General features: G+C 67.2%; 8 protein-coding genes. 2 read left to right on the forward strand and 6 right to left on the reverse strand.

Features of this window, described 5'->3' with window-relative positions; genetic code table 11:
- Positions 1-146 precede the first annotated feature (146 nt).
- Positions 147-1,394 carry an SGNH/GDSL hydrolase family protein gene (locus ACP7AG_RS10090; RefSeq protein WP_426030707.1) on the reverse strand — a complete coding sequence of 416 codons (1,248 nt, stop codon included), beginning with the start codon at positions 1,392-1,394 and terminating at the stop codon, positions 147-149.
- A 304-nt stretch (positions 1,395-1,698) separates the two neighbouring features.
- On the opposite strand from ACP7AG_RS10090, the gene ACP7AG_RS10095 reads away from it, so the two are divergent.
- A complete protein-coding gene (locus tag ACP7AG_RS10095; protein WP_426030708.1) occupies positions 1,699-4,869 on the forward strand; it encodes a TonB-dependent receptor in 3,171 nt (1,056 codons plus the stop codon).
- A gap of 68 nt (positions 4,870-4,937) precedes the next feature.
- Entirely contained in the window at positions 4,938-5,996 is a 1,059-nt protein-coding gene (locus ACP7AG_RS10100) for an alginate lyase family protein (protein ID WP_426030709.1), read from the forward strand.
- A 4-nt stretch (positions 5,997-6,000) separates the two neighbouring features.
- Here ACP7AG_RS10100 and cobA read toward each other — a convergent pair whose 3' ends face one another.
- Genes cobA through ACP7AG_RS10125 form a run of 5 tightly spaced genes read right to left on the reverse strand, consistent with a single transcriptional unit; the run spans position 6,001 to position 13,512 of the window.
- Complete coding sequence (gene cobA, locus ACP7AG_RS10105) at positions 6,001-6,774, reverse strand: uroporphyrinogen-III C-methyltransferase (RefSeq protein ID WP_426030710.1); 774 nt, start codon at positions 6,772-6,774, stop codon at positions 6,001-6,003.
- Positions 6,764-9,448, reverse strand: a complete 2,685-nt coding sequence (locus tag ACP7AG_RS10110) for a molybdopterin-dependent oxidoreductase (protein WP_426030711.1) — start codon at positions 9,446-9,448, stop codon at positions 6,764-6,766. The genes cobA and ACP7AG_RS10110 overlap by 11 nt, the downstream gene beginning before the upstream one ends.
- Positions 9,448-9,807, reverse strand: a complete 360-nt coding sequence (gene nirD / locus ACP7AG_RS10115; protein ID WP_426030712.1) for a nitrite reductase small subunit NirD — start codon at positions 9,805-9,807, stop codon at positions 9,448-9,450. The genes ACP7AG_RS10110 and nirD overlap by 1 nt, the downstream gene beginning before the upstream one ends.
- Positions 9,804-12,260 (reverse strand): nitrite reductase large subunit NirB, encoded by a 2,457-nt coding sequence (gene nirB, locus ACP7AG_RS10120; RefSeq protein ID WP_426030713.1) that lies wholly within the window; start codon positions 12,258-12,260, stop codon positions 9,804-9,806. The genes nirD and nirB overlap by 4 nt, the downstream gene beginning before the upstream one ends.
- Positions 12,261-12,288: 28 nt before the next feature.
- Complete coding sequence (locus tag ACP7AG_RS10125; RefSeq protein WP_426012226.1) at positions 12,289-13,512, reverse strand: nitrate/nitrite transporter; 1,224 nt, start codon at positions 13,510-13,512, stop codon at positions 12,289-12,291.
- Positions 13,513-13,703 lie beyond the last annotated feature (191 nt).

The raw sequence follows: 13,703 nt of genomic DNA on the forward strand, positions 1-13,703 counted from the left end.
GATCGGTCTCTCATCCGGCGCGAACGCCTTGGCTGGTTGGCAGTATGGGAGGGCGGACACGCCCGCTCAAGTCATCGGATGTTACCGGTCTCATAAATTGACGGATGATGCCAGACCCATTGGTCAGACATCTTCGTTTGCAGAGGTCATTGGTCGAACAACGACAGCGGAATTGCGTCCGCCATGGTCTTGTAGCCGGCCATCGAGGGGTGCAAGCCATCGTTGTCATAGGCCGCGTTGAGGCGTTCCGGCTTGGCCGGGTCACGCATCAGCAGGTCGAAGTCGATGACGGCGTCGAAATGGCCAGGCGCGCGGATCCAGGCGTTGATCGCCTGGCGGTCGGCCTCGTTGACCGCCGTGGGATGGTAGTAGGCCGAACCGGCATAGGGCAGGATGGTCGCCCCGATAACCTTGATCCCGCGCGCGCGGGCCCGCTCGATCATCTGGCCATAGGCGCCAGTCATGTCGCGCACCAAGGCGGCGTGGGCCTCCGGGGTCGCCGGCGCGTCGCGGGTCAGCACGCCCAGGTCGTTCACCCCTTCCAGCACGATCAGATAGGCGACGCCCGTCTGCGAGAGCACGTCGCGCTCGAAGCGGGCCAGGGCGTTGGGCCCCGAACCGTCCCGCAACACGCGGTTGCCTCCGATCCCCTGGTTGAGAACGCTCAGATGGCGGGTCTTGGCTGATGCCTGCAGTCGGGCGGCGAGATGATCGGGCCAGCGCAGGTTGCTGTTGGGCGCCACGCCGTAGCCGTCGGTGATCGAGTCGCCCAGGATCACGACCGCGCCGCGCGTCTGACCGACCACATCGACGCCCGACAGCGCGAACCAGTGATCGACGGTCTTGGCGCCCGGCAGGTCGGCGTCCGCCACATGCTGACCGGCCAGCACATAGGACGTCGCTCGCGATCCGGGATGGCTGGTCTGCCGCTCTGGCGAGGCTGGCAGGTAGACGGTGATCGCCAAGTCCGACAGGGGTGCGACCGACAGGTCGATCGGGTCGGAAAGATACTCCGCGCCCGCCGGCACCACGACTTCGGTCTGACCAGAGAAGGTCGCGGCATGGTCGGTCGCGACATCGATTCGCGGGCTGCTCACCGAGAGGGGCTTGGCGACATGCACAGAGGTGAACCGAAGAGGCGCCGTGCCGTGGACGTTGGACAACCTGACGCGAACCTGCCGCCCTCCCGCCGTCAAACGAACGATTTGCCGGAGGGTCGCGTCGGAGAGATCTTGCGGCGCCAGCGCGTTCTGTGGCTCCGGAACCTGCTGCGAGGCCGCCCACGACCCCACCCAGTGAGTTTTCGTACTGGGCGGTTGGGCGCCGGCCGCGAACGGACTGACGATGAGCAGGGCAGCCGCGAGCGCGCCAAGTGTCCAACGAGTCTGGATCATGCTTCTCTCCCGCACCGTCATTTTTTCGACGGTAGCGGTACCAGTACTAGGCGACCGCGACGCAGGTTGGAAGTTGGAATGCGTGCAACGTCGACGGAGCCAGGCGTTCATCGACCGGACGCATTTCGTCGCCACGGCCGATTCCGACCGCACGACAGTGATAACCAATCCCTCCACTTTGGCCTTACCAAGTTTCCGGCGAATTGTGAAAAGTGGTAATACCATTTCGTTGACATACGCGGCGACTGGTCGGATAAGTTCGTCAACGGCGCCAAACACAGACGCGCCTCTGGGGAGGCTAAAGATGACATCCAATTTCAATATGCTCGTCCTTCGCGCGACGCTGCTGGCCTCATGCGCCGCCGTCGCCCTGGGTTCGACCGCCCAGGCGCAACAGACGCCCGCCGCGACGCCCGAGGCCGCCGCTCCGGTCGACACCGTTGACGCCCTCGTGGTAACCGGTTTCCGCGCGGCCTACGCCAACGCCATCGCCACCAAGCGCGACACGCTGCAAATCTCGGACGGCATCTCGTCGGACGGCCTGGGGCGCTTCCCCGACCTCAATGTCGGCGAAGCCATCCAGCGCATCCCGGGCATCCAGATCAACCGCGAGGCCGACAGCCGCAACGCCACGATCAGCCTGCGCGGCCTGCCCGGAACCTTCGCGCGCACCACCCTGAACGGCGGCGCCTTCGCCGACCCGGTCCTGAACGGCTCAACCCCGCTGGGCGCCTTCAACTCCGACATCTTCACCGCCATCAATGTCATCAAGTCGCCCATGGCATCGGACCTGGCCGGCGGCCTGTCGGGCAATATCGACCTGCGCATCGCCCCTGCCCTGGGCCGCAAGGACGGCGGCTTCGCCAAGCTTTCCTACGAGTACAACGACCTGGGCAACCTGGGCAGCCCGCTGGCTTCGCTGGGCTACAACAAGCACCTGACCGACGACTTCGCGGTGTTCGGCGTGGTCGCCTGGAAGGACGAAAAGTTCCGCCGCGACTCGATCACCGTCAATTCGTGGGGTAACCGGCTGGGCTCGATCCAGTTGGGTGGCCAACAGGCCGTGGTCAACAACACCGGCGCCTATGTCGCCGGCCAGAACGCCGCCTATGACGCTCTCCAGGCGTCGCTGCCCGCCAGCTACACCTCGCAGTTCCCGAACGGCCTGGCCCCCGTCTACTATCCCAGCCAGACCCGCCAGCTCGTCAAGTTCAACCGCGGCACGACCCTGTCGGCCGCCACGGGCTTCGAGTGGCGCATCAATGAAGATTGGAAGTTCGGCGCCAACGGCTTCATCACCCGGCGCAAGCTGAGCCAGGCCACCAATAACCTGCTCTATATCGACGCCGGCGCGGGCCAGGGCACCAATACCGGCCTGACGGCGACCTCGGCCGTCGCCAGGATCAGCAATCTCGGCGCCCCCTACATCGTGCAGACGCCGAACGGTCCACGCGCCTATGTCAACTCGTTCTCGGCCGCCAACATCAACACCTTCGACTCCATCCGCTCGGAGCCGGCCCTGAACCAGACCTGGGCCATCAACCCGACCGTCGAGTTCAAGAACGACGAATGGCGCGCCACCGCCAATTTGACCGTCTCGCGCGCCAAGGCCCAAGCCAAGCAGATCGAGTTCGACATCGTCCAGAACCCCTACCGCAACCTCGGCGCGGGCGGGCTGAACGGCATCAGCACGTCGGTCGCCCTGGGTGGCACGGACCTGGCCAACTACACGGCTACCCTGGTCACCCCGCACGCCACACACCTGGCGACGACACCCTACAACATTCCGGCGCTCGCCAGCGCCGCCACCCAGGCCGGCGCCCAGATGCCCGGCGCGGCGGCGAACACGCCCGCCGACCGCTTCGGCATCACCGGCACAAACGGCCGGGCCAAGAACGACCTGGATTCGGCCCAACTCGACCTGGAGCGGACTTTCGAGGATGGCCGCTTCCTGACCGGCTTACAGTTTGGCGGCCGCGCCGAGAGCCTGAAGTTCACCTCGTCGGGTTCGCGCAACACTTCGCTGGGCGCCCAGACCCAGAACATCACGCCGGCCATGGCCTCGCAGCTGAGCTACGCCAACGATTTCTTCGGCGGCCAGGCTTCGGGGGCGACGTCCAACTGGATGGGCGTGGACGTCAAGCAGATGCTGTCGATCCTGACCCCGGTGAACACCGCGCCCCGCAACGCCACCACCAATCCCACCGGTTTGCCCGGCCAGTTCGCCTTCGGCGCGCCTGGCGTGTTCCTGACGCCCTATGGCTTCGTGAACAACTACTGGGACGGCAACTACTGGAACAACAACTTCACCAATGAGAACGACGTCTACTCGGCCTATGCAACAGCCAAGTTCAAGACCGAAATGTTCAGCATTCCGGTGCACGGCGCCCTGGGCGTTCGCTATGAATATACCGACAACAAGATTGTCGCGCTGAACTGCACCAACTGCGCCGCCGCCCAGTCGGTCGCGCCCGGTCCGATCAACCACGGACAGACCACCAAGACGACGACACGCAACTATGACTATTGGCTGCCGTCGCTGATCCTGGCGGCGGACCTGCGCGACGACCTGATCCTGCGTTTCGCGGCCTATTCGACCTATGTGCGCCCGCAGCCACGCGACATCGTGCCGACCACCTATGTCCAGAGCCCGGTCGACCTGACTCCGCCGGTCGATCCGGTCTACACGGTGACCATCGGCGCGACGAGCCTGAAGCCCTACACTTCCGACTCTGTGGACCTGTCCCTGGAGTGGTACAACCGACCAGGCGGCCTGATCTCGCTGGCGACCTACCGCAAGAAGGTTGACGGCTATATCGGCCCGATCACCGATCCGGCGCTGCTATGCCCCGCCTCGGGCCAGATCCCAGGTCTGGACGTCAATCTGGGTACGCTGACGATCGACAACTCGGGCGGCACGCCAGTCTGCAGGAGCTCTAACACCTTCACGGGCGCAGGCGGGACGGTCAGGCAAGCCCAGGTCAATATAAGCGGCCAGACCAACCAGAACGCGATGACGGTCACCGGCGTCGAGTTCAATATCCAGCAGAACTTCGATTTCCTGCCCGGCTTCTGGAAGGATTTCGGCGGCGCGTTCAACTACTCCTACACGTCGATCGACGGGAAGGACCAGGCGGGCAAGGCGATCACCCTGCCCAGCGTTTCGAAGAACAATCTCAATCTCATCGGCTATTACGAAGGGCCAAAGTTCGGCGCCCGCCTGGTCTATAACTGGCGCGACAAATACGATCTGGCCGCCGGCAATTCGTTCGTCGGCGACGCCCGCACCGTCAAGGCGCGCAGCCAGCTTGACGCCTCGGCCTCGTACAAGTTCACCGACAACCTGACGCTGTCGGTCGACGCTTTCAACCTGACGGATGCAACCCGTTCGGAATACGAGAGCGATCCGATGCTGCCGCGCCGGATCGACTATGACGGCCGCACCTACCAGATGACCCTGCGGGCCACCTTTTAGCCTGTAGTTCCCCTGTGAGGCTGGGCTCCGCGCCCGGCCTCATGTCTTTGTCCAAAGAGACACGTGACATGAAGACGTTGCTGATGGGCGCGGCCTGCGCCCTGACGCTGCTGGCCTCGCCGGCCCTGGCGGCCGACTACGCTCTTCTGGGTCCGGCCTACGCCAAGGGCGGCGCCGCAGCCCCCGCAGCAGCGGACGTCCTGAGCAAGGCTAAGGCCGCCCTGACCCGTCCGCCCGGCGCGATCCCTCTGCTGCATACCGAGGGCACCCTGCCCGGCAAGGGCATTCGCGAGATCAGCGTGACGGCCAAGGAGGACCAGCCGATCGTGCTGAACCTGGCTTTGGCCTGGCGGCTGACGGGCGACCGGGCCTATCTCGACCAGGCTGGCCGCTATCTGGAGAACTGGGCCGACGTCTATCAGATGTCTTTCAACCCGATCGACGAGACCGGCTTCGACGCCCTGATCATGGCCTATGACCTGACCGAGGCCGACCTGCCCACGATGACCCGCGCCAAGCTCGATGGGTTCTGGCGGCGCATGGCTGTCGGCTATCTCGACGCCATGGATGGCAAGCCGCGCAATTTCGACACCAACTGGCAGAGCCACCGCGTCAAGCTGGCCACGATGGCGGCTTTCCAGGTCGCCGACGCCAAGCTGATCGACCGGGCCCGGGCGGCTTTTCGCGCCCAAGTCACGACCAACCTGCTGGCCGACGGCACAGTGCACGACTTCCACGAGCGCGACGCCATCCACTACGTCACCTACGACCTGGACCCACTGATGATGGCGACGCTGTCGGCTCGCGCCCATGGCGAGGACTGGTTCACCTGGCGCAACGCCGCCGGCGCCAACCTGCCCGGCGCGCTCGACTGGCTGGCGCCCTACGCCAAGGGCGAAAAGATCCATATCGAGTTCGCCAACTCGAAGGTCCAGTTCGACCGCGACCGCGCGGGCGCGGGTCAGAAGGAATATGCGCCGCACCCGTGGGATCCCGTCAATGCGGTCGGCACCTATGCCTTGGCCAGCCTGATGGACCCGCGCTATGCCCCGCTACGCGACGATCTGGTCAAGCGCACGCATCGCCAGCCAGCGGGGTGGATCCAGCTCCAGGACCAATCCCGCTGAAACCTTAGCCCACGGCGCGCGACAGTTCTTCAAGGACATCGCCCGCGCTCCTGGCCTGGGCGGCGACCTCGCCGATGACGATCAGCACCGGACCGCCGCGCGTCTCGCCCAGCGCCGCCGCCAATGTGCCCAGCGTACAAGGATAGAGCCGCGCCTCGACGCCGCCCGCCTGCTCCACGGCCACCGCCGGAGTGTCTGGCGAGCGGCCGGCGGCGATCATCCGTTCACTCAGCGCGCCCGCGACCTCGCCGCCCATATAGATGGCCATCGTGGCTTCCGGATCGGACGCGGCGCTCCAATCGCCGGCCAAGGCGCCGGCCTCCAGTCGCGCCGTCGTGAACACCACCCGTCGCGCCTCGCCGCGATGGGTCAGGGGGAAGCCAAACTGAGCGGCGGCGGCGCAGGCGGCGGTGACCCCCGGCACGACCTCGACCGGGACGCCGTGGCCCTGGAGGAACGCTGACTCCTCGCCCACCCGGCCGAAGATCGACGGATCGCCGCCCTTGAGCCGCACCACCCGCAGGCCCTTGCGGGCCAGGCGCAGCATCAGCCGGTTGATCTCGTCCTGGTGCATGCTGAGCCTGCCGGCCCGCTTGCCGGTCTGGATGCGCACGCAGCCGGGCGGGGCCAGGGCGATCGCGTCATCCGAGATCAAGGCGTCGTAGAGTAGGGCCTGGGCGCTCTCGACGGCGCGAACGGCGCGGACGGTCATCAGGTCCACGGGGCCCGGGCCGGCGCCGACCAGCAGGACGCGGCCGGCTTGAGCATCATGCGACATGGAGGGTCTCCTTGACGGGCGGGATGACGACCGACGCGGCGATCATGCGGGCGATCTCGGGGCGGCAGGAGCCGCAGTTGGTCCCTGCCCCGGTCGCGACGCCGACCGCGTCAGGACTGATGGCCCCCGCGACGATCGCGGCCTGAACGGCCTTGGCGCCGATCTTCAGGCAGGCGCAGACCATCGGTCCCTTGTCGATCGGCGCGCCGGGCGGACGGCCAAACAACAGCGCCGAGCGGGCTTCAGGACTGAGCACCGGTTCAGCGAACAGCTCGGCCAACCAGTCCCGCGCCGGCAGACGACCGGCCAGGGTGATATACAGCACAGCGACCAGCCGCCCATCCTCGACCCAGGCGTCGCGTCGGGCGCCGGTGGCGGCGTCTTCGTAGGTCACGAGTTCGCCGGTCAGGCCTTTGACAAGCGTCTTGCGCAGGGCGGCGCGCTCGGCCTCATCGCCCCGACCGGCGAACTCGTGTTGCTGGCAGGCGTCCTGCGGGATGCGCCGCCAGACGAGGTCCAACCCCGTGGGGGATGCGAGGCTGGACCGCGTGAGAAAAAAGCCCTTCCAGGTCTCGCGATAGGCGCGGATCCGGGCGGGGGTGTGCTTGAACTCCGGCTGTCCCGAGGTCGGGTCGAGATTGGCTGCCACCAGCGGATTGGCGCGGCCGGACGGCGCGAAGGCGTTGGTCCAATGCATCGGCATGAACAGGCTGCCCGGCCGTTGACGGTCGGTGAGCTTGGCAAGGGCCACGGCTTCGCCGCGCACGGTGATGATCCGGGTCAGGGCGCCGTCCTTGAGGCCCGCGGCCTCGGCGTCTGCCGGATGGACCTCGACGAACGGTTCGGGCGCGTGACGGCACAGGTCGGGAGCCAAGCCGGTGCGGGTCATGGTGTGCCACTGGTCGCGGATGCGACCGGTGTTCAGCGAGAGCGGGAAGGCCGCGTCGACGGCGTCCGCTGGGCCGCGCGGCCGGGTCGGGACCATGCGGGCTCGGCCGTCTGGCGTCTGGAACCGGCCGTCGATGAACAGCCGCGCCGTGCCCTGGCCGTCCGCCGTCACGGGCCACTGCAGGGGCGACAGCGCCGCATAGGCCTCCGGCGTCAGGGCGGCCAGGCCCGCCAGGTTCAAGACCCGCCCCTCGTTCTCGTAGGCCGTCATCCGCGCCCACTCGCGAAAGACACTGGCCTGAGACGGCCATCCGAAGCCATCGAAGCTCATGGCGCGTCCGACGTCGGCGACGATCCGCCAGTCGGCGCGGGCCTGGCCGGGCGCCGGAAACAGCGCCCGCTGCCGCGAGATCCGGCGCTCGGAATTGGTCACCGTCCCGTCCTTCTCGCCCCAGGCCAGGGCCGGCAGCTTGACGTCGGCGAAGGCCGTGGTGTCGGTATCGACGCAGTCAGACACCACCACGAACGGGCAGCGCTCCAGCGCCTCGCGCACCCGGGTGGCGTCGGGCATCGAGACGGCCGGGTTGGTGGCCATCACCCAGATCGCCTTTATCTTGCCCGCATGGACCGCCTCGAACATGTCGACGGCCTTCAGGCCCGGAGCGCGGGCGGTGTCGGGCGCCCCCCAGAAGCGGGCGACGCGGTCGCGGTCGGCGGGGGCGAAGTCCATGTGGCCGGCCAGGGTGTTGGCCATGCCGCCGGTCTCGCGCCCGCCCATGGCGTTGGGCTGGCCGGTGATCGAGAACGGGCAGGCCCCTGGCTTGCCGATCCGCCCCGTCGCCAGGTGGACATTGAGGATCGCCAGCCCCTTGGCCGTGCCCTGGGCCGACTGGTTGGCGCCCATGGAAAACAAGCTGACCGTGCGCTCATGGGCGGCGAACAGCTCGTAGAAGGTCAGCAAGTCTTCCACCGGCACGCCGCAGTCGGCGGCCACGGCGGCGGGCGACTGATCCAGCTCGGCCAGGGCCGTCTCGACATCCGCGAAGCCATTGACGTGAGCGGCGATGTAATCGCGGTCGATGGCCCCCCGCCGGATCAGGTCGGCCAGCAGACCGTTCCACAGTCGCACGTCGCTTTGCGGGGCGATGGCCAGGTGCAGGTCTGCGCCTTCGGCGGTGTCGGTGCGGCGCGGGTCGATGACCACGTGCTTCTGGCCTCGCGCCTTGGCCACCTCCATGCGCCGAAACAGCACCGGATGGGTCCAGGCGGCGTTGTGGCCGCTGAACACCACCAGGTCGGCGAGATCCAGGTCCTCATAGCAGCCCGGCACCAGGTCGGCGCCGAACGCCTGCTTGTGGGCCGCCACCGCCGAGGCCATGCAGAGCCGGCTGTTGGTGTCGATATTGCCCGAGCCGATGAAGCCCTTCATCAGCTTGTTGGCGACATAATAGTCCTCGGTCAGCAATTGGCCCGAGACATAGAAGGCCACGCTGTCGGGCCCGTGCTTGGCGATGGTGTCCTTGAAGCGCTTGGCGACCAGGGCCGTGGCGTCGCTCCAGGACGCGACCTTGCCGCCAATGGTCGGCTCAAGGAGCCGGCCCTGCAGCCCCACCGTCGCGCCCAGCGCCGCGCCCTTGGAACAGAGGCGGCCGAGATTGGCGGGATGAGCGGCGTCGCCGGTCACGGACAAGGCTCGGCTCTCACCGACAGCGCCGCTCACGCCGCAACCGACCCCGCAATAGGGGCAGGCGGTCTTGATCGTGAGCGCGCCGCCGCCGTCTGCCATCAGGCCCCCCGTATCGCCGGCGCCGTCGCCAGACTGAGCATCAGACGGCCGTCGCGCACTTCCAGTGGCACCACCGGCGTGCAGCCCTTGCCCTTGTCGGCGCCCATGGGCTCGCCCGAGGCCAGGTCAATCGACCAATTGTGCAGCGGGCAGGCCACGGCGCGGCCGTGGACGATGCCCTGGCTCAGCGGCCCGCCCTTGTGCGGACAGGCGTCCATCAGGGCGAACACCTCGCCATCACCGGTTCGGAAAATGGCGATGTCGCCGCAGGGGCTGGTGACGCGACGGGCCCCGCGACGCGGAATGTCCGTCACCGCGCCGACATCGATCCAGACCGCAGATTTCAGGGGCGCGTTCATGCGGGGGCGAACTCCATCCGGCGGCTCATGGGCGTGAACTCCTCGTTGTGGCGGCCGGCCACGCGTTCGGCCCAGGGGTCCATGCGGGCGAAGCGCTGCGAGAACACGAAGCGGTCGTAGAGCGCCTTGCGGGTTTCGGGATCCGTGACCTTGGCCTGAATGGTCTCCAGGCCAACCCGAGCCATCCACTTGTAGACCCGCTCCAGGTACCAGCCCTCTTCGCGGTACAGCTGCATGGCTGCGGCGATCACCCAGACGGTCTCGTCCTCCGAGGCGACGTGGGTCAGCACCTTGGTGCCCTGGATGTGCAGGCCGGCCGCGCCGCCGATGTGGATTTCGAAGCCGCTATCCACGCAGACCACGCCGAAGTCCTTGCAGGTGGCCTCGGCGCAATTTCGGGGACAGCCCGACACCGCCAGCTTGACCTTGGCCGGGGCCCACGAGCCCCACAGGAACTTCTCCAGGCGGATGCCCAGGCCGGTGGAATCCTGGGTGCCGAACCGGCACCAGTCGCTGCCGACGCAGGTCTTCACCGTGCGCAGGCCCTTGGCATAGGCGTGGCCGCTGACCATGCCGGCGGCGTTGAGGTCGGCCCAGACGGCCGGCAGGTCGTCCTTCTTGACGCCCAGCAGGTCGATCCGTTGGCCGCCGGTGACCTTGACCGCCGGGATCGCGAACTTGTCGGCGACATCGGCGATGGCCCGCAGTTCGTCGGGCGTGGTCATGCCGCCCCACATCCGGGGAACGACCGAATAGGTGCCGTCCTTCTGGATGTTGGCGTGGACCCGTTCGTTGATGTAGCGCGACTGCTTGTCGTCGCGATATTCCGACGGCCAGGCGCAGAGCAGGTAGTAGTTGAGGGCCGGTCGGCACGAGGCGCAGCCGTCGGGCGTGGTCCACTCCATGGCCTGCATCACGGCTGGCATCGACTTCAGGTCGTACTCGACGATGGCCGTGCGGACGTCCGAGTGCGGCTTGTGGGTGCACTTGCACATCGGCTTGGGGCCGGTCTGTTCCTTGAAACCGTCTCCCAGGGTCAGTTTCAGCACCTGCTCGACCAGCGGGGTGCAAGAGCCGCACGAGGCCGAGGCCTTGGTCACCGCCTTCACGTCATCCAGGGTCGTCAATCCCTGGAGGGTGATGGCCGCGACGATCGAACCCTTGCAGACACCGTTGCAGCCGCAGATTTCCTGCGTATCGGGCATGGCCGCAACGGCCGCATTAGGGTCTAGGCCGGACAGCCCTTCCGTGATGGCCTGGCCGAAGATCAGGGTCTCGCGGATGTCCGTGACCGACGTTCCGGCCCGCATCAGGTCGAAGTACCAATTGCCGTCGATGGCGTCGCCGAACAGAACTGAACCGACGAGCTTGCCGTTCTCGATGACGACGCGCTTGTAGACACCGCGTCCTGCGTCGCGGAACACGATGTCCTCGCAGCCTTCGCCACCCGAAAACTTGCCGGCCGAGAACACGTCGACGCCCGAGACCTTCAGGCGGGTCGACAGAACCGAGCCTTGATAGGCCCCCTCCCCGTCGGTCAGCGACCCGGCCAGCGCGCGGCACATCTCCCAGATCGGCGCGACCAGGCCGTAGCAATTGCCGCGATGCTCGGCGCATTCGCCCACGGCGAAAACCGCCGGATCGGAGGTGCGCATGGCGTCATCGACGACCACGCCGCGATTGACGGCCAGGCCCGCCGCCCTGGCCAGGCTGGCGTTGGGCTTGATGCCCACGGCCATGACCAGCAGGTCGCACGGCAGGACGCGGCCATCCTTGAGCTTGAGGCCCACGACCTGGCCGTCCATGCCAAGGATCTCCTCGGAATGAGCGCCCAGCACCGTCTCGACGCCGCGCTCCGCCAGGGCCTCGCGCAGCAAAAAGCCGGCGCTCTCGTCCAGCTGGCGTTCCATCAAGACGTCCATCAGGTGGACGACGGTGGCCGCCATGCCGCGACGGGCCAGGCCGTAGGCGGCCTCCAGGCCCAGCAGACCGCCGCCGATCACCACGGCCCTGGCGCCGGGCTTGCCAGAAGCGGCGATCATGGACTCGACGTCGTCCAGGTCGCGGAAGGTGACCACGCCCGCAAGATCGATGCCGGGCAACGGCAGACGGAACGGGTCAGACCCCGTGGCCAGGATCAGCTTGTCATAGGCGACTTCCAGCCCGCCCTCGGCGGCGACTTTGCGGCCTTCCAGGTCAATCGCCGTGACGGCGCGGCCGGCATGCAGGGCGATGGCGTTATCCGCGTACCAGGCCTCGTCATTGATCACGATGTCGGCGAAGGACTTTTCCCCCGCCAGCACTGGCGACAGCATGATGCGGTTGTAGTTCACCCGCGGCTCGGTCCCGAAGATGGCGATCTCGTAGCGGCCCGGATCGCGCTTGAGGACTTCTTCGACCGCCCGGCAACCGGCCATGCCGTTGCCGATGACGACCAGCTTTTCCTTGGTCATGGTTCTGCTCACTGGGAAGGAAAAGGGATCAGACACGGATCGGACGGGCGTCGGCGCCGTGCAGTGTCGGCCAAACCAAGCGCCAGCGCGCCTTGAGACCGAGCAGGGCGAAGAGCGCGAACACCGCCAGGGCCGCGAAACCGAGGAAGCCGAGCTGATAGGAGCCGGTCAGCTTCTTGGCCATGCCCAGCGTCGAGGCGAGGTAGAAGCCGCCGATGCCGCCGGTCATGCCGATCAGCCCGGTCATCACCCCGATTTCCTTGCGGAACCGCTGCGGCGCCAGCTGGAACACCGCGCCATTGCCGGCGCCCAGGGCCAGCATCGAGAACATCAGCACGGCCAAGGCGATCCAAGCCGAGGGCATCTGGAAGCTGGCGGCCGCCAGGCCGACGGCGGCCAAGGCGAAGACAATGGTCAGGGTTCGCACCCCGCCGAAGCGGTCGGCCAGGGCCCCGCCGACCGGACGGATGAACGAGCCGGCGAACACGCAGGCGGCGGTGAAGAAGCCGGCGATCACCGGGGTCAGCCCATATTCCGAGTTGAAATAGATGGTCAGGGACGAGGCCAGGCCGACGAAGCCGCCAAAGGTCACCGCGTAGAGCAGCATCAGCCACCAGGCGTCCGGAACCTTCAGCACTTCCATATATTCGGGCAGGGTCTTGGGGGCAGGTTGCTCGGGAGCGTCCTTGGCCAGCAGCATGTAGACGACAAAGGCGACGGCGAGCGGGATGGCGGCCAGGCCGATCACGTTCTGCCAGCCAAAGGCCTTGGCCAACAGCGGCGCGAACAGGGCGGCCAGGGCTGTGCCGGAGTTGCCGGCCCCGGCGATGCCCAGGGCCAGCCCCTGATATTCTTGCGGATACCAGCGCGAGGCCAGCGGCAGGGCCACGGCGAACGAAGCGCCGGCCACGCCGAGCACGACGCCCAGGGCCAAGACCTGGTGGTAGTTATGAATGCCCAGCAGCCACGCTGCGACGAGGCCGGTCAGCACGATCAACTGGCTGATCATCCCGGTCTTCTTGGGACCGATCCGATCGACCAGCACGCCGTTGACCAGGCGCAGCACCGCCCCCGCCAGAACCGGGATGGCGACCATCAGGCCCTTCTGGGCGGGGTCGAGATGGAAGTCCTTGGCGATGGCCACGCCCAGCGGGCCCAGGATCACCCAGACCATGAAGCTCAGGTCAAAATACAGGAACGCGGCGAACAGGGTCGGCGCATGGCCGGCCTTCAGGAAATCACGGGAGAGCATGATGCGCCTCGGATGTTGCGTGTCTGCGAGAGCGAGGCGCGAACGCCTCGGGCGGGTGACCGCATCCGAGCGGTCGTCTCTGGCAGCCACGAACTTCGTTGTCCGGAGGCCTGATGCTAGTGGAGTGTCGAGGGCCCGGCGTTGTCACGCGCCATGCCGCGTCGCGGTGTCGATAGGCCTGGATCGCGCGG

Origin of the sequence: Caulobacter sp. DWP3-1-3b2, from assembly GCF_049896325.1 — a bacterium.
Taxonomy (GTDB): domain Bacteria; phylum Pseudomonadota; class Alphaproteobacteria; order Caulobacterales; family Caulobacteraceae; genus Caulobacter.

Bases quoted from the DNA above. Each gene is read 5' to 3' on its own strand.
- ACP7AG_RS10090 (WP_426030707.1), bottom strand. From the start codon at position 1,394: ATGATCCAGACTCGTTGGACACTTGGCGCGCTCGCGGCTGCCCTGCTC.
- ACP7AG_RS10095 (WP_426030708.1), top strand. From the start codon at position 1,699: ATGACATCCAATTTCAATATGCTCGTCCTTCGCGCGACGCTGCTGGCC.
- ACP7AG_RS10100 (WP_426030709.1), top strand. From the start codon at position 4,938: ATGAAGACGTTGCTGATGGGCGCGGCCTGCGCCCTGACGCTGCTGGCC.
- cobA (WP_426030710.1), bottom strand. From the start codon at position 6,774: ATGTCGCATGATGCTCAAGCCGGCCGCGTCCTGCTGGTCGGCGCCGGC.
- ACP7AG_RS10110 (WP_426030711.1), bottom strand. From the start codon at position 9,448: ATGGCAGACGGCGGCGGCGCGCTCACGATCAAGACCGCCTGCCCCTAT.
- nirD (WP_426030712.1), bottom strand. From the start codon at position 9,807: ATGAACGCGCCCCTGAAATCTGCGGTCTGGATCGATGTCGGCGCGGTG.
- nirB (WP_426030713.1), bottom strand. From the start codon at position 12,260: ATGACCAAGGAAAAGCTGGTCGTCATCGGCAACGGCATGGCCGGTTGC.
- ACP7AG_RS10125 (WP_426012226.1), bottom strand. From the start codon at position 13,512: ATGCTCTCCCGTGATTTCCTGAAGGCCGGCCATGCGCCGACCCTGTTC.